The following is a 20197-nucleotide window of genomic DNA, read 5'->3' as shown; positions in this document are numbered from 1 at the left end:
GCCTTCGGAAAGGCAGGCACCGCCGTATGCCCACCGTTGAGCTGCGGTTCGCCGCCCTGAACGGACACGTCCGCACGGCGCGGATGATCGCCACGGCGGTCAGCCGCCGGGCCGGGGTTCCCGCCGGAGCCGCCGACGAGATCAAGTTGGCGGTCACGGAGGCATGCGCCCGCGCGGTGCGGGTGAACCGCCGGCATTCGCCGGAGTCGCCGGTGCATGTCGCGCTCATCGACACGCCCGAGACGTTCACCATCACCGTCGCGGACTGCGGGCGCACCGGTGACGAGGTCGCGCCGGGTCCCGACGGCGGCCTCGTCACCGCCTCCACGCTGCTGGACCTCGAACCCGAGGACGCCGACCCGCCCTGGTGGTCCGAGTCGTCCGACGACGACTCGGCCGAGGACAGCGCGGGTTTCCCGCCGGGCCTCGGGCTCGCCCTCATCGAGGGCCTGGTCGACGAGGTCGAGATCAGCCGCGGGCCTGACGGGGTGGGCACCGTCGTGGCGATGACCTGGCACACCGGCGTCGGCATCGAGGCCGCGCCCTACAAGACGGCCCGCTGACCGTCGCTTCATCCTGAAGCTGACGGGTGGAGCATCCCGTCTGCCACGTCGTGGTCGGCAGGATCGTCGGCGCCGGGTGGATTCCCGCCTCGTGGCGCGGCGTCGGGGCCACTGCGGTCCTGCCCGCGTTCCACGGGCGTTCAGGGTCTGCGCCGGTCCCGGCGGCGCCCCGGCGCCGCTCGGCGCAAGGATTCCCACCGCTGATGCGCGGCCGCGGCTTTCATGCCATACCGGGCTAAACCAGAACCAATACGCGAGTTCGCCTTAGGCGTACGAACGCGACGACCCGGCCGGCGACCACAGAAAAAGCAGCGCACGTCACAGTCGTGTGGATAGACTCCGCCGCATCTCGCGGACGGTTGATCCAACCGTCGGAGATCCACTTGTGCTCCCCGTGAGCCCTGCCGGAAAGCGTCGAATTCGGGACGAATCCGGCCGAACTCACTCCGGGTGCCGTCAGATGCGGCGCTCGACCGCCACCGTCTCCATGCCCGGGTGCCCNCCGAAACCGGCACCGACGAGCCAGCGACACGCGCGGAGGGTGCACGGAGTAGACCGGGAGGAGCCATGTCCCCGACCCGCGCCCTGCAGTCCCAGGGCACTGGAATCGACCTTAGCGGCAACGCCCTCGGCCTGGTCGCCGGTGTGGCGATAATCGCAGCCCTCGCCCTGCTCGTTGCCGGCTACCTGGTACGGGAGGTGTTGGCCGCCAGCCCCGGAACCGCGCGGATGGTGGAGGTCGGGCAGGCGGTCCAGGAAGGCGCGGCCGCCTACCTCAGGCGCCAGTTCAAGACGTTGGCCGGTTTTGTCGTCGTCATTCCCTTTGTCCTGCTACTCCTTCCGGCCGACGACACCGGCGCCAAGGTCGGCCGATCGGTCTTCTTCGTCGTCGGCGCGCTGTTCTCGGCGCTCGTCGGCTTTGTCGGAATGTCGCTGGCAACCAGGGCCAACACCCGGACAGCGGCCGCGGCGATGAGCCAGGGCGAGAAGGCCGCGGTCCGCATCGCCTTCCGGACGGGCGGCGTCGTGGGCATGTTCACGGTCGGGCTGGGCCTGCTCGGCGCCGCCGTCGTCGTGCTGGTCTTCCGGGACACCGCGCCGCAGGTCCTGGAGGGATTCGGCTTCGGGGCCGCCCTGCTCGCGATGTTCATGCGGGTCGGCGGTGGCATCTTCACCAAGGCCGCGGACGTCGGAGCCGACCTGGTCGGAAAGGTCGAGCAGGGAATTCCGGAGGACGACCCGCGGAACGCGGCGACGATCGCCGACAACGTCGGCGACAATGTGGGCGACTGCGCCGGGATGGCCGCGGACCTGTTCGAGTCCTACGCGGTGACCCTGGTCGCCGCACTGATCCTCGGGGTGAGCGCCTTCGGCGAGCGGGGGCTGGTGTTCCCGTTGCTGATCCCGGCCGTCGGGGTCGTCACGGCGGTCATCGGCATCTTCGCGGTGTCGCCACGGGCCGGCGACCGCAGCGGGATGGCGGCGATCAATCGCGGCTTCTTCCTCTCCGCGGTGGTGTCGGCGATCGGCGTGGTGATCGTCTCGGTGCTCTATCTGCCGACGGACTTCGCCGGGTTCCCGGGGCTCGAGGCCAGCACCCAGTCGGGCAATCCGCGCCTCATCGCGATCAGTGCCGTTCTCATCGGCATCGTGCTCGCCGCGGCCATCCAGGTGCTCACGGGATACTTCACCGAGACGACCCGCAGGCCGGTGCGCGATGTGGCCCAGGCGTCGCTCACCGGTCCGGCGACGAACATTCTCGCCGGCATCGGAGTCGGCCTGGAATCCGCCGTCTACTCCGCCCTGCTCATCGGGGCCGCGGTCTTCGGTGCCTACCTGCTCGGTTCGGGCAGCGTCACGATCGCGCTGTTCGCGGTCGCGCTGGCGGGAACCGGACTGCTGACCACGGTCGGCGTCATCGTCTCGATGGACACCTTCGGTCCGGTGAGCGACAACGCCCAGGGCATCGCCGAGATGTCCGGGGAGATGGACGAGGCGGGCGGNGCCATCCTGACCTCCCTCGACGCCGTGGGCAACACCACGAAGGCCATCACGAAGGGCATCGCGATCGCCACCGCCGTGCTGGCCGCGACCGCGCTGTTCGGGTCGTTCACCGACACGGTCACCAACGCTCTCGGTGATGCCGGGGCCCGACCGGAGACCGGCCGGGGGACGGTCGGTGGACTGAACATCGCGTATCCCGACGCGCTGGTCGGGCTCGTCATCGGCGCGGCTGTCGTCTTCCTGTTCTCCGGGCTCGCCATCAACGCGGTGGGCCGGGCGGCCGGACGGGTCGTGATGGAGGTGCGCAACCAGTTCCGCACCAGGCCCGGAATCATGACCGGCAGCGAGAAGCCGGACTACGGCGCGGTCGTCGACATCTGCACCAGAGACTCGCTCCGTGAACTGATTACGCCGGGGACGCTGGCGGTCCTCGCACCGATCGCGGTTGGCTTCGGCCTCGGTTACCCGCCCCTGGGGGCGTTCCTCGGCGGGGCCATCGCCGGCGGCGTTCTGATGGCCGTGTTCCTGGCGAACTCCGGCGGCGCATGGGACAACGCGAAGAAACTCGTCGAGGACGGGAACTACGGGGGGAAGGGCTCGGAGGTCCACGCCGCGACGGTCATCGGCGACACGGTGGGCGACCCGTTCAAGGACACCGCGGGGCCGTCCATCAACCCGCTGCTCAAGGTGATGAACCTGGTCAGCCTGCTGATCGCGCCGACGGTGGTGAAGTACTCGGTCGGCACCGACCGCAACACGCCGCTGCGGGTCGGCGTGGCCGTCGCCGCGGTCGCCGTCATCGTGGCGGTGATCGTCGTGTCCAAGCGACGCAGCTCGATGATCGACGGCAGTCCGCCGGTCACGCAGCCGCCGGCCCCCAGTCCGCAGAAGATCAACGTCTGACGGCAGCTCGATCCCGCCGGCCGGCCGGCACAAGATCCCTTTTGTACCCGCCGGCCGGCGGGCCCGGCGGGGCGCCGCCACGAACCGCCGACATCGATCGCTCGGCGTGACATCGACGCGCCTGAGATCGCGGCTTCATACCACCATGGCGCACCCTCGTGCGGGCCCGGTCGGGCCGTCCAGGCGTCATCGGGTGAGCCGTGGGTAAGCGTCGGGCTACCGGGGTCATACCCGGACGGGAAGCTCCGCGGAATCCGACAGCGGCGTACGGTGCTCCGAGGCACCGCTTGCACACCGGCGGCCGCCGCTCGCCCGATCAGCGCCCGCCGGACGACCGTTCGCCGGGCCACGCCAGATCCAGCACCGAGCTCCGCCCGAGCAACATCCGCCATATCCGGGACCTACGCTCCGGAGGGGCGCCCTACGCTTCGCCCACCGGTCATCGCACCGAGCACGCCGCACCGAGGAGAGAAGTGCCACCGCGCACGAAGACGACGACACGGACGACCGCGCGGTCAGCCGCGCCGGTCGCCGAGCCCGGCGAGCCCACCGGGACCGGCTCCACGCCGAGCCCGGGCGCGAGCGCGGCCCCGACCGAGGTGCCCGCCACGCGTCCGAGCAGCCGGGCGGCCGCCGGCCGAGCCGCCACGGGTCGCCGGCCGACCAGCCGGTCGGCGACCGGTTCCGGCGGCTCCACCGGGGCCGCCGCCGAACCGACCCCCGGCTCGGGCACCCGCCTGGTGATCGTGGAGTCCCCGGCCAAGGCGAAGACCATCGCCGGCTACCTCGGGCCGGGCTGGCAGGTCGAGTCGAGCATCGGCCACATCCGCGATCTGCCGCGCAGCGCCGCCGATGTCCCGGCCGCGCACAAGGGCAAGCCCTGGGCCCGGCTCGGCGTGGACGTCGACAACGACTTCGAGCCGCTCTACGTGGTGACGCCGGACAAGAAGCTGCAGGTCAGCAAGCTCAAGGCGTTGGTGAAGGAAGCCAGCGAGCTCTACCTCGCGACAGACGAGGACCGCGAGGGCGAGGCGATCGCCTGGCACCTGCTCCAGACGCTCAAGCCGACGGTGCCGGTGAAGCGGATGGTGTTCCACGAGATCACCCCGCAGGCGATCCGCCGCGCCGTCGACAACCCCCGCGAGATCGACGAGAACCTGGTCAACGCGCAGGAGACCCGGCGCATCCTGGATCGCCTCTACGGCTACGAGGTCTCCCCCGTGCTGTGGAAGAAGGTCATGCCGAAGCTGTCGGCGGGCCGCGTCCAGAGCGTGGCGACGAGGGTCCTGGTCGAGCGGGAGCGGGCCAGGATGCGCTTCCGCGCCGCGGAGTACTGGAACATCGAGGGCCTGTTCGGCGCGACGGTCGCCCGCCAGGCCTGGNCGGCCGGAACCGACGGGGCCGACGCGGACGCGACCGGCGGCGGCGTGGAACGGACGCCGCTGCCGGCGACACTGGTCGCCCTCGACGGCAATCGGATCGCCACCGGCCGGGACTTCGCGCCGACCGGCGAGCTGACCACGTCCGGCGTGACCCGACTGGACGAGGCGGGCGCGCGGGCCCTCACCGACCGGCTGGCGCAGGCCGCGTTCGCGGTGCGCTCGGTGGAGACCAAGCCGTACCGCCGCTCGCCGTACCCGCCGTTCATGACCTCCACGCTGCAGCAGGAGGCGGGCCGCAAGCTGCGGTTCTCCAGCCAGCGCACCATGCAGATCGCGCAGCGGCTGTACGAGAACGGCTACATCACCTACATGCGCACCGACTCGACGAACCTGTCCGAGACGGCGCTCGCCGCCGCCCGCAGCCAGGCGGAGAGCCTCTACGGGCCGGAGTACGTCCCGGCCAGCCCGCGTACCTACACCAAGAAGGTCAAGAACGCCCAGGAGGNGCACGAGGCGATCCGGCCCGCCGGCGACCACTTCCGCACCCCCGGCGAGGTGCGCGGCGAGCTCGACGTCGACTCCTACCGGCTCTACGAGCTGATCTGGCAGCGCACCGTCGCCAGCCAGATGGCCGACGCCNGCGGCACGAGTGCCACGATCCGGCTCGGCGCCACGTCGTCGACCGGGGAGGACGCGGAGTTCTCGGCGTCCGGCAAGGTCATCACCTTCCCCGGCTTCCTGCGTGCCTACGTCGAGGGCGCCGACGACCCCGACGCGGAGCTGGAGGACCGGGAGCGGCGCCTGCCCGACGTGCGCCAGGGCGACCCGCTGGCGGTCCGCTCGCTGACCCCCCGCGGGCACACCACCAGTCCGCCGGCCCGCTTCACCGAGGCCAGCCTGGTCAAGACGCTAGAGGAGCTCGGGATCGGCCGGCCGTCCACGTACGCCTCGATCATCGGCACGATCCAGGACCGCGGCTACGTGTGGAAGAAGGGCTCGGCCCTCGTGCCGAGCTTCGTCGCCTTCGCCGTCGTCGGCCTGCTGGAGGACCACTTCGGCCGGTTGGTGGACTACCGGTTCACCGCGACGATGGAGGACGACCTCGACGACATCGCGGCGGGGACGTCGGCGTCCACCGACTGGCTGACCCGCTTCTACTTCGGCACCGGGGACGGCACCGACCCGGCGACCGCGGCCGGGCTCAAGCACCTCGTCAGCGAGCGGCTCNGGGAGATCGACGCCCGCGAGGTGAACTCGATCCCGCTCGGCAAGGCCGACGACGGCACGACGGTCGTGGTGCGCGTCGGACGCTATGGCCCCTACGTGCAGCTCGGGGAGGGGCGGGCCAGCGTGCCCGACGACCTGGCCCCGGACGAGCTGACCGTGGCCCGCGCCCTGGAGCTGTTGGCCGCCCCGAGCGGGGACCGGGTGCTGGGCGTGGACGCCGCGACCGGCGCGACGATCACGGCCAAGGCCGGCCGGTTCGGCCCGTACGTCACCACGGACACCGATCCGCCGCGGACCTCCAGCCTGCTGCGCACGATGTCGCTGGAGACGCTGACCCTCGACGACGCCGTGAAGCTGCTGACGCTGCCCCGCACCCTGGGCGCCGGTGCGGACGGCGAGGAGGTGACCGCGCAGAACGGGCGGTACGGCCCCTACGTGAAGAAGGGCGCCGAGAGCCGGTCGCTGGAGTCCGAGGACCAGTTGTTCACGGTGACGCTCGAGGAGGCGCTGGCGCTGCTCGCGCAGCCCAAGGCGCGCGGACGCCGCCAGGCCGCCCAGACCCCCCCGCTGCGCGAGCTCGGCAACGATCCGGCCAGCGGCAAGCCGATGGTCGTCCGGGAGGGCCGGTTCGGGCCCTACGTGACCGACGGCGAGACCAACGCCAGCCTTCGCAAGGGCGACGCCGTCGAGTCGATCACGGACGCGCGCGCCGCGGAGCTGCTCGCCGACCGCCGGGCCCGCGGTCCGGCCCCCGCGAAGCGAGCCGCCCGAGGCACCGCGAAGACGACGGCCACGAAGACGACGGCCACGAAGACGACGGCCGCGAAGAGCAGCGCCGCGAAGACGACGACGGCGAAGTCCACGACGGCGAAGACGGGCGCGGCGAAGTCCACGACGGCCAAGACGGCCGCCAAGTCCGCCACCACCAAGTCCGCCACCACGCGTGGCGCGGCGGCGAAGTCGGCCACGACCAGGTCCGGGACGAAGAGCAGCACGGCGAAGAAGGTCGGCGAGGAGTNGGCGGCCACCGGGTCGTCTGCTCCGGACGACGGCGGTGGCGCCGCGGAGGCGGCCTCCGGTGGCACCCGTCGGACGGACTGATGGCCTCGCCGATCCGGCCGACTCACGGGCCGGTCGACGCGGCGGGGGACGGCACGGTGGCGGCGAACGGATCCGCCACGGTCGGCTCCACGACCACCATCCCGGCTTCCCCCGCCGTCACCGCGTCCCCCGGAACCCCGGCCCCGGCGAGCACGACTCTCCCGCCTGCGGATGACCTGCCGGCCGACGAGCACCGCGCCGACCGGCAGGGGGCCGATGCCGACCGGCAGGAGGTCACGGACCGCGGCGTCGAGCGGCACGACGATGACGGCGGCGCGGGCCGCGGTGGCGGCCGGCGGCTGCGGCTGGGGCGTATGCCGGGTCGGCATCCGGTCACGACGGTCCCCTCCCCGCTTCCCAGGGCAAGCAGCACGGCCGGCGACGACAGCGACATCCGCGCCGTGCTGCGGATCCCCGAGTTCCGTCGGATGTGGATCCAGCTCAGCCTGTCCAGCCTCGGCGACTGGATGGGCCTGCTGGCCACGACCGCGCTGGTCACCCAGCTACAGAACAGCTTCTCGGGGCAGGCGTACGCGATCGGCTCGCTGCTGATCGTCCGGCTGATGCCGGCCCTGATCCTCGGGCCGCTCGNNGGCGCGCTCGCCGACCGGCTGGATCGCCGGCTGACGATGGTCGTCACGGATGTGATCCGCTTCGGGCTGTTCGTCTCGATCCCGCTCATCGGCACGCTCGAATGGCTGCTCATCGCGTCGTTCCTGGTCGAGGCGGTCACCCTGGTCTGGGCTCCGGCGAAGGACGCCAGCGTCCCGCACCTGGTTCCGCGGGAGCGGCTGGCCGNGGCGAACACGCTGAGCCTGATCATGACCTACGGCACGGCCCCGCTCGCCGCCGCCATCTTCACCATGCTGGCGACGATCTCGCGGACGCTGGGTTCCAGCGTGTCGTTCTTCCGGGACTCCTCCGTCGATCTCGCGCTGTACTTCAACGCGGCGACGTTCCTCGGCTCGGCCATCGTGATCTGGGGGCTCAAGGGCATCGGCCGGGCCGCCCGCCCGGAGACCGGTCCCGAGCCCGGTTTTCTGGCCTCGATCACCGAGGGCTGGCGTTACGTCGGGCATGACCGGCTGGTCCGCGGGCTGGTCATAGGCATTCTCGGCGGCTTCGCGGGGGCCGGGTGCGTGATCGCCCTGGGCCGGCTCTACGTCGAGATCCTCGGCGGCGGTGACTCCGCCTACGGAGTTCTGTTCGGAGCGGTGTTCATCGGGCTGGCCGGTGGGATGGCGGCCGGCCCGAAGCTGCTCGGAGACTACAGCCGGACCCGCCTGTTCGGCGTCTGCGTCACCGGCGCCGGCATCACCCTGGTCGTCGTCGCCATCATCCCGAACCTGGTCATCGCCTGCATCCTGGTGGTGGCCGTGGGGGCGTTCGCCGGGGTCGCCTGGGTGACCGGCTACACGCTGCTTCAGGCCGAGGTCTCCGACGAGCTGCGGGGGCGGACCTTCGCCCTGGTGCAGTCGCTGGTGCGCATCGACCTGCTGGTGGTGCTGGCGGCGGCCCCCGCGCTCGTCGGCCTGATCGGCACNCACGGCATCCACCTGTGGGGCGACATCACCGTGCGGGCGGACGGCGTGACCGTCGTCCTGCTCGGCGGGGGCCTGCTCGCGGTGGCGGTGGGGCTGTTCGCCTACCGCCAGATGGACGAGCGAGTCGGAGTCGCGGTCTGGCCGGAGCTGTGGAACGCGATGCGCGGCCGGAAGCCGACGCCGACGCGACCCCGTCACGCCGGCCTGTTCGTCGCGGTCGAGGGGGCCGAGGGCGCTGGGCGATCCACCCAGGTCGAGTTGCTGCGGACCTGGCTGGCGGCCAGCGGGCGCGAGGTCGTCGTGACCTCCGGTTCCGGCGGCACGACGACCGGCGCGCGGCTGCGGGAGCTGCTGTTCGACCCCTCGACGCGCCTGCACGCCCGCACCGAGGCACTGCTCGCCGCCGCCGACCGGGCCGAGCACGTGAGCCGGGTGATCGAGCCGGCGCTCGCCCGGGGTGCCATCGTCATCACGGACCGCTACGTCGATTCGTGGATCGCCTTCCAGTGCGCGAGCCGGTCGGTCGATGCCGCGGAACTGGCCGTGCTGGCCCAGTGGGCCACCCATGCCCTCGTTCCCGACCTGACCGTGCTGTTGGACCTGTCCGCCGACCTCGGGATGCAGCGCAGGCCGGCCGGCGAACCGGCCGCGGAACCGGCCGAAGAATCGGTTGACGAACCGGCCNAAGAATCGTTCCGCGAGCCGGTCGACGAGGCAGGAGCCGAGCTGCTCGCCTACCGCAGCCGGGTACGCGACGGGTTCCTCCGGCTCGCCCAGGGGGAACCCGCGCGCTACCTCACCGTCGACGCGAATCGCCCCCGGGAGGAGATTCACGCCGAGATCCGCGCCGTCGTCGCCAGCCGGGTGGAGCGCCGGGCCGTGCCCCTGGGCGTCTGAGCCGGGCGGCGGGCGGGGCATGATGAGCCCGTGACGGTCTGGGAGACGCTGGTCGGCCAGGAGGCGGTCGTCGCGACGCTGCGTGCGGCCGCGGTGGCGGCCTCCCCCGGCCTCCGCGCGGGCGCGGGCGGTGGTGGCGNCTCGGCCGGGGTTCGCTCGGGCATGACCCACTCGTGGTTGTTCACCGGCCCGTCCGGCGCGGGGCGGCAGGAGGCGGCGCGTGCGTTCGCCGCCGGGCTGAACTGCGAGCGGGAGCCGCCCGGCTGCGGGGAGTGCACCGGCTGCCACACGGTGCTCACCGATACCGCCACCGACCTGCGCACCGTCACGCCGGAGGGGCTCTCGCTCGGCGTCAAGGACGTCCGCGCCCTGGTCCGGGACGCCGCCAGCGCCCCCACCGCCGGCCGCTGGCGGATCCTGCTGCTCACCGATGNCGACCGGCTCACCGAAGCCGCGGCGAACGCGCTGCTCAAGGCGTTGGAGGAGCCGGCGGAACGCGCCGTGTTCCTCCTGTGCGCGCCGTCGATCGAGGATGTGCTTCCCACCATCCGCTCCCGCTGCCGGACGGTCGCGCTGCGACTGCCCTCCGCTGCGGACGTGCGCGACATGCTGCTGCGGGAGGGGATCGACGAGCAGCTGGCGCAGACGGCCGCCCGGGCCTCGCAGGGGCACCTCGCGCTGGCCCGCCGCCTCGCCACCGACGAGGCCGCCAGGGCCCACCGGGCGGCGGTCCTGCGCATCCCTGGCCGCCTGGGGCGCGTCGGGGACTGCCTGGCCGCCGCCGCCGACCTCGTGGGCGCCGCGAACNCCGATGCGGAGGCCGCGAACGCCGAGCGGGANGAGGTCGAGACGGAGGCGCTGAAGACGGCCCTCGGCGTCGGTGCGACCGCCACCGGCGGGAAGTCGAGATCCGCGCGGGCGCCGAAGGCGGGCGCCAAGGCACGCTCGATGGTCGTGCGGGGCGCGGCCGGAGCGCTCAAGGAGCTGGAGCGGAACCAGAAGAGCCGCGGGCGGCGCACCATCCTCGACTCCCTCGACCGGGCCCTGGTCGACCTCGCCGGCCTCTACCGCGACGTGCTCGCCGAGCAGCTCGGCGCGCCGGTCGATCCGATCCATGCCGACCACGCGGTCGAGGCCGCGGGCCTCGCGGCGGCCTCGACCCCGGAGCAGACGCTGCGGCGGCTGGAGGCCGTGCTCGCGACCCGGGCAGCCCTCGCCGACAACCCGGGCCTCGTCCCGCTGCTCGCCGTGGAGTCCCTGACCCTCGCCCTGCGCGACGGCTGACGGCGGCCGCGTCCGCCCGGCGCGGTGCCGCCGGTGGGGTCGGAATGGCCGAAACGGGCGGCCAAGCCGCACCTGGCGGCATACTGTGACGTGCGACGCAGATCACGCTGGCGGGCGACTCCGGCACGCCCCGCCCGACCCGGCGCTGCCGCGCATCGGGCCCGCCTCCCACGCGGGCCCATCGTTGCGGCCGGCCAGCCGGCCCGCGGGCCAGGGAAGGTGACGGGCCGGATGCCGATGATGTGCGCGGTGGCGTTCTCCCCCCGCGGGAAGCTTTACTACGCCGATCCGGGTGCCCACACCCCCCGGGTCGGCGACCAGGTCCTCGTGCCCACCGACGACGGTCCCGAGGTCGCCACCTGCATGTGGGCACCACAGTGGATCTCCGAGGACATCGGCGGCCTGCCCGTGCTGGCGGGGCTGGCGCAGGCGGCAGACGTGCAGCGGGCCGAGCTGTCCCGACGCCGGCGGGCCCGGGCTCGGGTCGCCGCCCGGCGGCTGGCGCGGGAGCACAACCTGCCGATGAAGATCGTCGGTGTCGACCATGTGCCGGACACCGGCGGATACACGATCTACTTCAGCGCGGAGGGCCGGATCGACTTCCGGGAGCTGGTCCGCGACCTGAACCGGACGCTGGCCGCGCGGGTGCGGCTGCGGCAGTTGTCGGCCCGGGACAGCGCCCGGGTGCAGGGCGGGATCGGCTCGTGCGGGCGTGACCTGTGCTGCGCGACGTTCCTCACCGACTTCGAGCCGGTGAGCCTGCGCATGGCCCGCGACCAGAACCTGGCTCTCAACCCGATGCGGATCAGCGGCGCCTGCGGACGGCTGATGTGCTGCCTGCGCTACGAGCACCCGCTCTACGAGGAGTTCGCCGCGGCTGTGCCCGCCGTCGGGGAACGAGCCTGCACTCCCCAGGGCGAGGGCCGGGTCGTCCGGCATGACGTGCCCCGTCAGCAGGCTGTCGTGGTGCTCGACGGCGGCGGGCGGACCTCCTGCGACCGGGCCGACGTCTGCCCGTCCCGGCAGGCGCACGAGGCCGCCTACGCCCCGCCGAGCCCAGCCCCGCCGAGCCCAGCAGCCCCGCCGAGCCCAGCCGCGCCGAGTCTCGAGCCCCGCCCGGAGCCCGACCCCGCGCCCGTCGACGCCGACCAGCCCGGCGATATCCAGCCCGGCGATGTCCAGGCGCGCGATGTCCAGGCCGCCCCCGACCAGACCGGCGTTCACCAGGCCGGCGACGACCAGATCACCGCCGGCCACGAGAGCGGGGCACACCGGGGCACCGACCGCCGCGGCCCGGCGGGCGAGGCGCCGGCACAGGGCGGACCGGCGCACGACGGCGGGACAGGCGGCGATTCGGAGCGCGCCCGTCGGCGCTCCCGGCACCGCCACCGGCCCTGACCGGTCGTCTCGGTCAGCCCGACCCCGCGCGCCGCCGTTGCCCGCGGCTCACGGGTCGAAGCGGTAGCCCATCCCGCGCAGGGTGGTCACCAGCCGCCGCTGCGGTGGGCGGCCCTCCACCTTGGTGCGCACGCGCCGGACGTGTTCGGTGACGGTGGCGGGGTCCTGGAAGCGGGTACCCCAGACCTGCTCGAGCAGCTCCTCGCGGCTGAACACCCGTCGGGGGTGGCGCGCGAGGAAGGCCAGCAGCTCGTACTCGCGCGCGGTCAGGTCGATCCGCTCACCGGCGACGGCGACCTCGCGGGCGCGCAGGTCGATGGACACGTCGCCGTACACGAGCGGATCGTTGCCGTCCCCGGTGCGCTGGGGCGGCGGCTCGGCGGGCCGGCGGCGTAGCCGGGCCCGCACCCGCGCGACCAGCTCCCGCAGCGAGTAGGGCTTCACGACGTAGTCGTCGGCGCCCAGCTCCAGGCCGACCACCCGGTCGACCTCCTCGGCTCGCCCGGTGANCATGATCACCGGCACCTCGCTCGTCTGGCGTAGGCGGCTCAGCACGGCGAAGCCGTCCATCCGCGGCATCGCGACGTCCAGGACGACCAGATCGATCTCGGTCGTCTGGAACAGCCGGAGGGCAGCTTCGCCGTCCGCCGCCTCCAGCACGCGATAGCCGAATCGTTCGAGGCTGCGCGCAAGTGCCACGCGAGATGCCTCATCGTCCTCAGCGACGAGGAGCGAGGCTCCTCGTGTCGCCGCTGCAGGTGCAGCGTCCCCGGCCCCGGTCATGAAGCGAAACCCTACGCATCCTCATCGGAACAACTGCAACCGGGGTAGCGGTTTACGTCGTTCGACGGGCCAGGAGCCGAAAATTGTGACAAGATTCGGATTACCCGCAAACCGATTGTCACGTCCGTGGCCGCCTTCCTGGGTGCCCATGACAGCCTGATGGGGTGGGATCGCCGGATCGTTCTCTTTCCCGGCACCCCGGCCTCGCCGGATCGGCGCGACGGTGGGCCGGAATCCCGCTCCGGCCACGAGTCCAGGCCGGGCAGCCGGCGGCCGCGGCACCGCGCGGCGCGCAGCCGGCCGAGTACCCGCGGTCGGCACCGCGCGGGCATCTGGCATACTCGACCCGGGCCAGTGCGATCCTGGCCGATCGCCGGAGTAGCTCAGTGGCAGAGCAATCGCCTCGTAAGCGATAGGTCGCGGGTTCAATCCCCGCCTCCGGCTCACTCCCTCGGCACGGCCCCTCACCCGCACGGTGCGGTGCCGTGCGGTGCCGCGCGGTGCGACAGGCGGGCACGCTCGAGGCGGCGTGGGCGGCATCCACGGGTATCACAATCGGCCGCATGACCGCGGACGGCACGATCCCCTCGTACGGCGTGCGTAACCGGGTGGAGCGCGCCGGGCCGGCGATCCGGGCCGCGCTCGACCCCGAGCAGCGCGGCAAGGGCCACCGCAAGACCGGCACGAGGGGCGCCTCGTCATCCACGAAGCCCGCGGGCCCGTGCATGAAGAGGCGCCGCCACCGCGCCGATCGGCTGATCACGCAGACCTGGGCTCGGCCTCCTGCTCGTGCCCGTCCACCCCGGCGCCCTCCGCGTCGCGCAGCCGCTTGATCGAGGCGAGAATCTCCCGCTCGGCCTCCTTGCGGTCCACCCAGGAGGCGCCCTCGACCGACTTGCCGGGCTCCAGGTCCTTGTAGACCTCGAAGAAGTGCTGGATCTCCAGCCGGTCGAACTCCGGCAGGTGCCGCAGATCCCGCAGGTGCTCCTGGCGGACGTCGGCGACCGGGACGCACAGGACCTTGTCGTCCGGGCCCTTCTCGTCNGTCATCTCGAACATGCCGATCGTCCGGCACCGCACCAGGCAGCCCGGGAACGTCGGCTCCTCCAGCAGGACCAGCGCATCCAGCGGATCCCCGTCCCGCCCGAGGGTGCCCTCGATGAACCCGTAGTCCGACGGGTAGTGGGTGGAGGTGAACAGCATCCGGTCCAGCCGAATGCGCCCGGTGTGGTGATCCATCTCGTACTTGTTGCGCTGACCCTTGGGGATCTCGATGGTCACATCGAACTCAAGGTCCACTCCGCTCCCTGTCTCCTTCATGCTCAGGCCGGCCCGGTCCGCGCCGGTCGGCCACCACGTGTGAACTCACTCGTCGGTCTCCGGCGGATGCCGGGGGTCGCCTGCTCCGGCGGCTGCCGGGGCAGCGCGGCCGGGTGCCGCGCGCCGCGGCCACGCGCCGGGACACGCGCCGGAACACCTGACGGACACGGCGAAGTGTCGCGGACGACGACCGCCGCCCTCCCAGTGTCCCGGAAGCCACCCCCTGCCCGAGCCACCCGGTCGGCAACGCCACTGCCCGGGCGTCGCCGCCACCGCCGCCCCACGGCCGGTGCCGCCGGGCCACGTCCGCCTCCCCGTGCCCACCGACCTCGTGCCGCCGGGCGACGGCGCCGCGGTGCGGACCATCACGGAACACGGACGACGAACCCGGACGACGAGCGGGGTCCGCCTCGCAGGCAGATGTTCCCCCACCGGCCGCCGCGACCCGCCACGCAGGCGGGAAAGCTCACCGGACGACGAACGGACGGACCCTCCCGCGGGTCATGTGGACCGACCCGGGTCGGCGCACGGCTCGCGGCATACGGTGACACAGCGGCAGGCGACATGCCACCTGGGACGCCCACGCCCGGACGACCGCACATCCGATCCCCGGCGGCCAGGCCCGGCGATCCCCGGCGGCCAGGCCCGGCGTTGTGACGCCCGCCGGGGGCCCGCGCCTGCCGGGGCAGGCGGCACCGTCGGCGGAACGCACCCGCCTTGCGTAGTGTCCGGCAGGTGACGTCAGCCGCGCCGGTCGCTCGGACAGGGGCGCTCACCGCCCTCGTCAGCGCCCTTCTCGCCGGCTCCCTGTCCACCGGTCCCGGCGCCGACCGACCCGTACCGCCGGTCTCCGGGTCGGGCCGGGCGGGGGCCGCGGTCCTCGCAGGTCTGGACCCGGCCGCGCCCGCGCCCCAGCCCGCGTCGGTCGCCGCCCGCCTTGCCGGGCCGCTCGGCGACCCCGTCCTCGCCGGGCCCGCCGCCTTCGTCGTCGACGCGTCGACCGGTCACGTGCTGCTGGACGATCGCGCCCGCACACCGGCCGTGCCGGCGTCGACGCTCAAGACCGCGGTCGCCACGGCGGCCCTCGTCACCTTCCCGGATACCCGGCTGCGCACGTCGGTCCTCTACAGCCCCCCGCCCAACAGCCAACCGCCCGCTACCCGACCGCCCGGCAGCCGACCGGCGGGTGCCGCCGGCCAAGCGCCCGGCGGCACGCTGTGGCTCGTGGGCGGCGGTGACCCGACGCTGACCGCCGCGCCCGGCACCAACGGCTACCCGGCCTTCGCCCGACTCGCCGATCTCGTCGCCCAGGTCCGGGCGGCCGGCATCACCTCGGTGGCTCGAGTGGTCGGCGACGGGTCGCTGTTCGTCGGCCCCGACCGGGCGCCTGGATGGCGTGACAACTACGTGACGGACGGCGACGTCACGCCGGTCTCCGCGTTGGAACTCGACGCGGGTCGTTCCGCTCCAGGCGCCGAGGGCCCGCGCAGCCCCACCCCCGCCGCGGCGGCGACGGCCGCGTTCGCCGGGGCGCTGACGGCGGCCGGGATCCCGGTCGGCGCGATCGGCACCGGGACCGCCGAGGCGGGGGCGACCCGCGTCGCCTCGGTGGACAGCCCGCCGGTGCGGGTACTCGTCGAACGCATGCTCACCGAGTCCGACAACGACCTCGCGGAGAGCCTGGGCCGGCTGGTCGCCCTGCGCCGCGGCCTGCCGCCCTCGTTCGCCGGGGCCGCGAAGGCCGTGACCGACACGGTCACCGAACTCGGCATCCCCACCGCGGGGATGGCCCTCAACGATGTCAGCGGGCTGTCCACCGCCGATCTGATCGCGCCCGCCACCCTCGTGGCGCTGCTGCGAGCGGCGGTCCTGCCCACCCGACCCGCCCTGCGCACCGTGCTGACCGGGCTGCCGGTGGCCGGCTTCTCCGGCACCCTGAACGACCGTTACGCCACCGCGGACACGGCCCCGGGCGCGGGCGACGTCCGGGCCAAGACCGGCACCCTGCGTAACGTCAGCAGCCTCGCCGGCCAGCTCGTCGACGCCGACGGGCGGCTGTTGCTGTTCGCCTTCCTGTCCCCGGCCGAGGAGGGGGGCGGCACCAAGGCCGCGCTCGACCGGGTCGCGGCGGCGCTCGCCGGCTGCGGCTGTCCCGCGCCGGCACCGGTCGCCCGCGCGGCGCCGACCGGCCCGGTTCGCTGAACCGGCCGCGATCGGCGGGAACGACTCGCCGTGGCCCGTGGCCCGTGGCCTGTGGCCGGCGCCGCGCCCGTGACGGCCGCGTCGTGACGAGGGTGTCAGTGAGGCGCCCCTGATGCGGCGGCGAGGCGGCGGCGGGGGCGACGTGGGAGCAGAGCGCCGGCCGGCCCGGTACGCTCGGATTCGTGGACGCCGAGCTGGTCGACTGGGAACTCGCCGTGACGACGGCGAGAAGGCTGGTCCGCCCCGGCCCGCAGATCACCCGCGAGCAGGCCGGCGAGGTCGTCGCCGAACTCCGCCGCCTCGCGGTGGACGCCGAGCGGCACGTGGAGGACTACACCCACCTGGCCCCGGCCGGTGCCATCACCCCCATCAACGTGGTCGACCGGCCCGAATGGGTCCGTTCCAACGTCGCCGGCCTGCGGGTGCTCACCACCCCGCTGCTCGGCAAGCTGTCCGACCAGCAGCGCGGCACCTTCTCCACGGCCGTCGGCCGGCGGGTCACCGGCATCCAGCTCGGCACGGCGCTGGCCTACCTCGCCAGCAAGGTGCTGGGCCAGTACGAGGTGTTTCTGCCGCCCGAGGAGTACCTCGCCGGCCCNGACGGGTCGGCCACGCCGGANGCGGTCGGCNGGCTGAGCCTGGTCGCGCCGAACATCGCCCACGCGGAGGCGACGATGGGCGTCGTGCCGCGTGACTTCCGCATGTGGGTCTGCCTGCACGAGCAGACGCATCGGACCCAGTTCACCGCGGTGCCGTGGCTGNGGTCCCACCTCGAGTCCGAGATCACCGCGTTCATCGAGGCCACCGATCTCGATCCGGACGTCCTCGCGGACCGGGTCCGCTCGGCGGTGGCCGCGGTGCGCGGGGCGGTGTTCGACCGCGGCGCCGACAGTCCGAGTGTGGTGGAGGCGCTGCAGACTCCGGCCCAGCGGGCCGTGCTCGACCGGCTCCAGGCGATCATGACGTTGCTGGAGGGCCACGCGGACCAGGTCATGGACGCCGTGGGTCCCCGGGTGGTTCCCACTGTCGCCGACATCCGGTCGAAGTTCGAGGGCCGCCGCGACGGCGGCTCCCCGCTCGACCGGTTCATCCGCCGGTTGCTCGGCCTGGACCTCAAGCTCCAGCAGTACCGCCAGGGCGGNGCCTTCGTGCGGGCCGTCGTCGCCGAGGCCGGGGTGGGGGGCTTCAACACCGTCTGGGAGTCGCCGACGACGCTGCCGACCCGCGCGGAGCTGGCCGATCCCACCGCGTGGATGCAGCGCGTCCTGGGCAGTCGCCCGTCGATCTCGGCGTGACGGTCGTGGTCCGCGGGGCGCTCACCGGCGCGGCCGGCCACCGGCCCACGCGGTGACCCGTTCCGCCGCCGGCAGTGACCACCACGATGCGGCGGCCGGGCCGGCGGCCGGCGGCCCACACGACCAGGCGGCACGGACGGCGCGGCCCGGTCGGGCGCCGGATCCCGCCGTGGCCGCGGTCCGGTTCGCGGTCCGCAACGCGGTCGCCGATCTCGACCCGGGCGCGCTGGTGCTGGTCGCCTGCTCCGGCGGGCCGGACTCGATGTCGCTCGCCGCGGCACTCGCCTTCGTCGCCCCCCGCCGGGCCCTGCGGGCCGGTCTGCTGGTGGTCGATCACGGCTGGGATCCCGCGTCGGCCGAGCGCGCGCACGGCGTCGCCGAGCGGGGGGAGGCCCTCGGGCTGCGTCCCGTGGAGGTGCTCACCGCGCACGCCCCTCGCTCGGAGGGCGCCGCACGGGATGCCCGCCGCGACGCGCTGCTGGCCGCGGCGGCCCGGCTGGGCGCCCGGGCCGTACTGATCGGTCACACCCTGGACGACCAGGCCGAGACGGTGCTGCTACGGCTCGCGCGGGGCTCGGGGGCCCGCTCGCTCGGCGGGATGCGCCCGCGCGACGGCCTGCTGCGCCGCCCCCTGCTGGGCCTGCGTCGCGAGCAGACCCGGGCTGCCTGCCTCGCCGAGCGGCTGCCGGTCTGGGACGATCCGACCAACGAGGATCCGGCGTTCGCCCGGGCCCGGGTGCGCCACCGGGTCCTGCCGCTGCTGGAGGCCGAGCTCGGGCCGGGCATCGCGGAGTCGCTGGCCCGCGGGGCCGAGTTGTTGCGGGCCGACGCGGATGCGCTGGACGCGACCGCCGCCGACGCCTACGCCTCGGCCGGCACCGCTGCCCACGGCGGCCCGGCCGCGGGTCCGGCGGTGGGTCCGGCGGTGGGTCCGTGGACCGATCCGATGCACGCTGCGGGCCCCGGGCCACGGCCCGCCGGGGCCCCGGGCCCGACCGGCGGCGAGGTCGGCTTCGCGGTGGCGACGCTCGCCGCGCTTCCCGCCGCGATCCGCGGGCGGGTGCTGCGCCGGGCCGCCCTCGACGTCGGCGCCTCGGCGTCGGCGCTGCGCGCCGAGCACGTCTGGGCGGTGGAGGAACTGGTGACGCGGTGGCGCGGCCAGAAGCCCGTGCCGCTGCCGGGCGGTGTCCTCGCCCGGCGCTGGGCGGACCGGATCACACTCACCGGACCGGTGGCTCCGCCGTGGCCACCCGCCGGACCCGCCGACCGCGGGCCGGATCTCGCCGCAGCGGCGTACTTCGAGGAGGACGATCAGGTGAGCCAGGCCGCGACGACGACGCCCGATGCCGGCAGCCCCCACGAGGGCCCGCGGGCGGCCACCACGCATCCCGACATCGACGAGGTCCTCGTCACCGCCGACGAGATCGCCGCGAAGATCGCGGAGCTGGCGGCCCGGGTCGACGCCGACTACGCCGGCCGGGAGATCCTCCTGGTCGGCGTGCTCAAGGGCGCCGTGATGGTGATGGCGGATCTCTCCCGGGCCCTTGCCGTGCCGCTGACCATGGAGTTCATGGCGGTGTCGTCGTACGGGTCGTCGACCTCCTCCTCCGGGGTGGTACGCATCCTCAAGGACCTGGACCGCTCGATCGAGGGCCGCGACGTGCTCGTCGTCGAGGACATCATCGACTCCGGGCTGACCCTGTCGTGGCTGCTGAAGAACCTGCGTTCGCGCGGGCCCGCGTCGCTCGAGGTGCTGGCCCTGTTCCGCAAGCCGGAAGCGATCACGGTCGACGTCGACGTCCGGTACGTCGGGTTCGACATTCCCAGCGCCTTCGTCGTCGGGTACGGCCTCGACTACTCCGAGTACTACCGCACGCTCCCCTTCGTCGGCACCCTGACGCCTGCGGCGATCGAGCGCGGGGCCCCGGCCTGAGCCGGCCGGCGAGGCCGCGCGGCACCGCGCCGCGGCGTACACCCCCGCGCGGCACCGGTTCGTCCGGCCCGGAACAGTGCGGCCCGCCGGTCCGTTGGTCGGATGTACGCGCGGTGAGATGCGCGCACCGGNGGTACCCTCGGCACAAGGGAATCCCGATCGAGGGCAGTACACACGTCAGGAGGGTGGAGCGCTCGTGTCCGGCGCTCCAGACAGATGACTCCAAGAAGAATCTTCCGCGGCTGGGTGCCACTGCTGCTCCTGGTCCTGTTCGTGATCATCCTCACGACGGGCGTCCTCTCGGGTCCCAGTGAGTACGGCAAGCGAGACCTGAACTTCGTCCAGCAGCAGATCGACGAAG

General features: G+C 73.6%; 9 protein-coding genes, 1 tRNA gene and 20 pseudogenes. 25 read left to right on the top strand and 5 right to left on the bottom strand.

What is annotated here, in order from left to right; all coding sequences use genetic code 11:
• The first annotated feature begins 26 nt into the window (after window positions 1-26).
• From UK94_RS13810 to UK94_RS51340, 3 genes and pseudogenes are all read left to right on the top strand, one after another.
• Complete coding sequence (locus UK94_RS13810; RefSeq protein WP_041939922.1) at window positions 27-563, top strand: ATP-binding protein; 537 nt, start codon at window positions 27-29, stop codon at window positions 561-563.
• A gap of 567 nt (window positions 564-1130) precedes the next feature.
• A pseudogene (locus UK94_RS51345) lies at window positions 1131-2566 on the top strand (sodium/proton-translocating pyrophosphatase); the annotation flags it as partial.
• A 1-nt stretch (window position 2567) separates the two neighbouring features.
• On the top strand, window positions 2568-3470 hold a 903-nt coding region (locus UK94_RS51340), incomplete at its 5' end, for a sodium/proton-translocating pyrophosphatase (protein WP_235487822.1).
• A 439-nt stretch (window positions 3471-3909) separates the two neighbouring features.
• On the opposite strand, the gene UK94_RS51335 is transcribed toward UK94_RS51340, so the two are convergent.
• Window positions 3910-4245 (bottom strand): hypothetical protein, encoded by a 336-nt coding sequence (locus tag UK94_RS51335; RefSeq protein ID WP_231861408.1) that lies wholly within the window; start codon window positions 4243-4245, stop codon window positions 3910-3912.
• Here UK94_RS51335 and UK94_RS51330 point away from each other — a divergent pair.
• The 15 genes and pseudogenes from UK94_RS51330 to ricT form a co-directional block, all read left to right on the top strand.
• A pseudogene (locus UK94_RS51330) lies at window positions 4211-4852 on the top strand (toprim domain-containing protein); the annotation flags it as partial. The gene UK94_RS51335 and the pseudogene UK94_RS51330 overlap by 35 nt on opposite strands.
• A 1-nt stretch (window position 4853) precedes the next feature.
• A pseudogene (locus UK94_RS51325) lies at window positions 4854-5357 on the top strand (DNA topoisomerase); the annotation flags it as partial.
• Window position 5358: 1 nt separating this feature from the next.
• Window positions 5359-5491: pseudogene (locus UK94_RS51320) on the top strand (hypothetical protein); the annotation flags it as partial.
• A 1-nt stretch (window position 5492) separates the two neighbouring features.
• Window positions 5493-6079, top strand: a pseudogene (locus tag UK94_RS51315) (DNA topoisomerase); the annotation flags it as partial.
• A 1-nt stretch (window position 6080) separates the two neighbouring features.
• A pseudogene (locus UK94_RS51310) lies at window positions 6081-7097 on the top strand (topoisomerase C-terminal repeat-containing protein); the annotation flags it as partial.
• Window positions 7098-7179: 82 nt separating this feature from the next.
• Window positions 7180-7771: pseudogene (locus tag UK94_RS51305) on the top strand (thymidylate kinase); the annotation flags it as partial.
• Window positions 7772-7773: 2 nt separating this feature from the next.
• Window positions 7774-7978: pseudogene (locus UK94_RS51300) on the top strand (thymidylate kinase); the annotation flags it as partial.
• 1 nt (window position 7979) lies between these two features.
• Window positions 7980-8723, top strand: a pseudogene (locus tag UK94_RS51295) (MFS transporter); the annotation flags it as partial.
• Between the two features lies 1 nt (window position 8724).
• Window positions 8725-9408: pseudogene (gene tmk, locus UK94_RS51290) on the top strand (dTMP kinase); the annotation flags it as partial.
• 1 nt (window position 9409) lies between these two features.
• Window positions 9410-9621, top strand: a pseudogene (locus tag UK94_RS51285) (thymidylate kinase); the annotation flags it as partial.
• A gap of 30 nt (window positions 9622-9651) precedes the next feature.
• Window positions 9652-9760 (top strand): annotated as a pseudogene (locus UK94_RS51280) (hypothetical protein); the annotation flags it as partial.
• Between the two features lies 1 nt (window position 9761).
• Window positions 9762-10054 (top strand): annotated as a pseudogene (locus tag UK94_RS51275) (DNA polymerase III subunit delta'); the annotation flags it as partial.
• A 1-nt stretch (window position 10055) separates the two neighbouring features.
• A pseudogene (locus tag UK94_RS51270) lies at window positions 10056-10428 on the top strand (DNA polymerase III subunit delta'); the annotation flags it as partial.
• Between the two features lie 33 nt (window positions 10429-10461).
• A pseudogene (locus UK94_RS51260) lies at window positions 10462-10905 on the top strand (DNA polymerase III subunit delta'); the annotation flags it as partial.
• A 231-nt stretch (window positions 10906-11136) separates the two neighbouring features.
• Entirely contained in the window at window positions 11137-12303 is a 1167-nt protein-coding gene (ricT, locus tag UK94_RS13785) for a regulatory iron-sulfur-containing complex subunit RicT (RefSeq protein WP_041939925.1), read from the top strand.
• Between the two features lie 48 nt (window positions 12304-12351).
• Here the strand turns inward: ricT and UK94_RS51255 are convergent.
• Window positions 12352-12812, bottom strand: a pseudogene (locus UK94_RS51255) (response regulator transcription factor); the annotation flags it as partial.
• A 1-nt stretch (window position 12813) separates the two neighbouring features.
• Window positions 12814-13086 (bottom strand): response regulator (locus tag UK94_RS51250; protein ID WP_235487820.1); only part of this gene is annotated, 273 nt, incomplete at its 3' end.
• 372 nt (window positions 13087-13458) lie between these two features.
• Between UK94_RS51250 and UK94_RS13775 the strand changes: the two genes are divergently transcribed.
• Window positions 13459-13530, top strand: a tRNA-Thr gene (locus UK94_RS13775).
• A gap of 315 nt (window positions 13531-13845) precedes the next feature.
• Here the strand turns inward: UK94_RS13775 and UK94_RS51245 are convergent.
• Window positions 13846-14130, bottom strand: a pseudogene (locus UK94_RS51245) (inorganic diphosphatase); the annotation flags it as partial.
• A 1-nt stretch (window position 14131) separates the two neighbouring features.
• The coding region (locus tag UK94_RS51240; RefSeq protein WP_313949502.1) for an inorganic diphosphatase at window positions 14132-14385 on the bottom strand (254 nt) is incomplete at its 3' end.
• Between the two features lie 756 nt (window positions 14386-15141).
• On the opposite strand from UK94_RS51240, the gene dacB reads away from it, so the two are divergent.
• The 6 genes and pseudogenes from dacB (at window position 15142) to hpt (ending at window position 19836) form a co-directional block, all read left to right on the top strand.
• Window positions 15142-16608: a D-alanyl-D-alanine carboxypeptidase/D-alanyl-D-alanine-endopeptidase gene (dacB, locus tag UK94_RS13765; RefSeq protein ID WP_055750148.1), complete on the top strand. Its 1467-nt coding sequence runs from the start codon at window positions 15142-15144 to the stop codon at window positions 16606-16608.
• A 182-nt stretch (window positions 16609-16790) separates the two neighbouring features.
• Window positions 16791-17206: pseudogene (locus UK94_RS51235) on the top strand (zinc-dependent metalloprotease); the annotation flags it as partial.
• Window positions 17207-17238: 32 nt separating this feature from the next.
• A pseudogene (locus tag UK94_RS51225) lies at window positions 17239-17369 on the top strand (zinc-dependent metalloprotease); the annotation flags it as partial.
• Between the two features lies 1 nt (window position 17370).
• Window positions 17371-17749, top strand: a pseudogene (locus UK94_RS51220) (zinc-dependent metalloprotease); the annotation flags it as partial.
• Between the two features lies 1 nt (window position 17750).
• The coding region (locus tag UK94_RS51215; protein WP_235487879.1) for a zinc-dependent metalloprotease at window positions 17751-17903 on the top strand (153 nt) is incomplete at its 5' end.
• A gap of 169 nt (window positions 17904-18072) precedes the next feature.
• The gene (gene hpt / locus UK94_RS13755) at window positions 18073-19836 is read left to right on the top strand and encodes a hypoxanthine phosphoribosyltransferase (protein ID WP_235487817.1); all 1764 of its coding nucleotides are present in this window, start codon (window positions 18073-18075) and stop codon (window positions 19834-19836) included.
• Window positions 19837-20197 lie beyond the last annotated feature (361 nt).

It is taken from the genome of Frankia sp. AvcI1, from assembly GCF_001420875.1.
Lineage (GTDB): Bacteria > Actinomycetota > Actinomycetes > Frankiales > Frankiaceae > Frankia > Frankia alni.
This window is presented reverse-complemented; position numbering and strand designations above follow the sequence as displayed.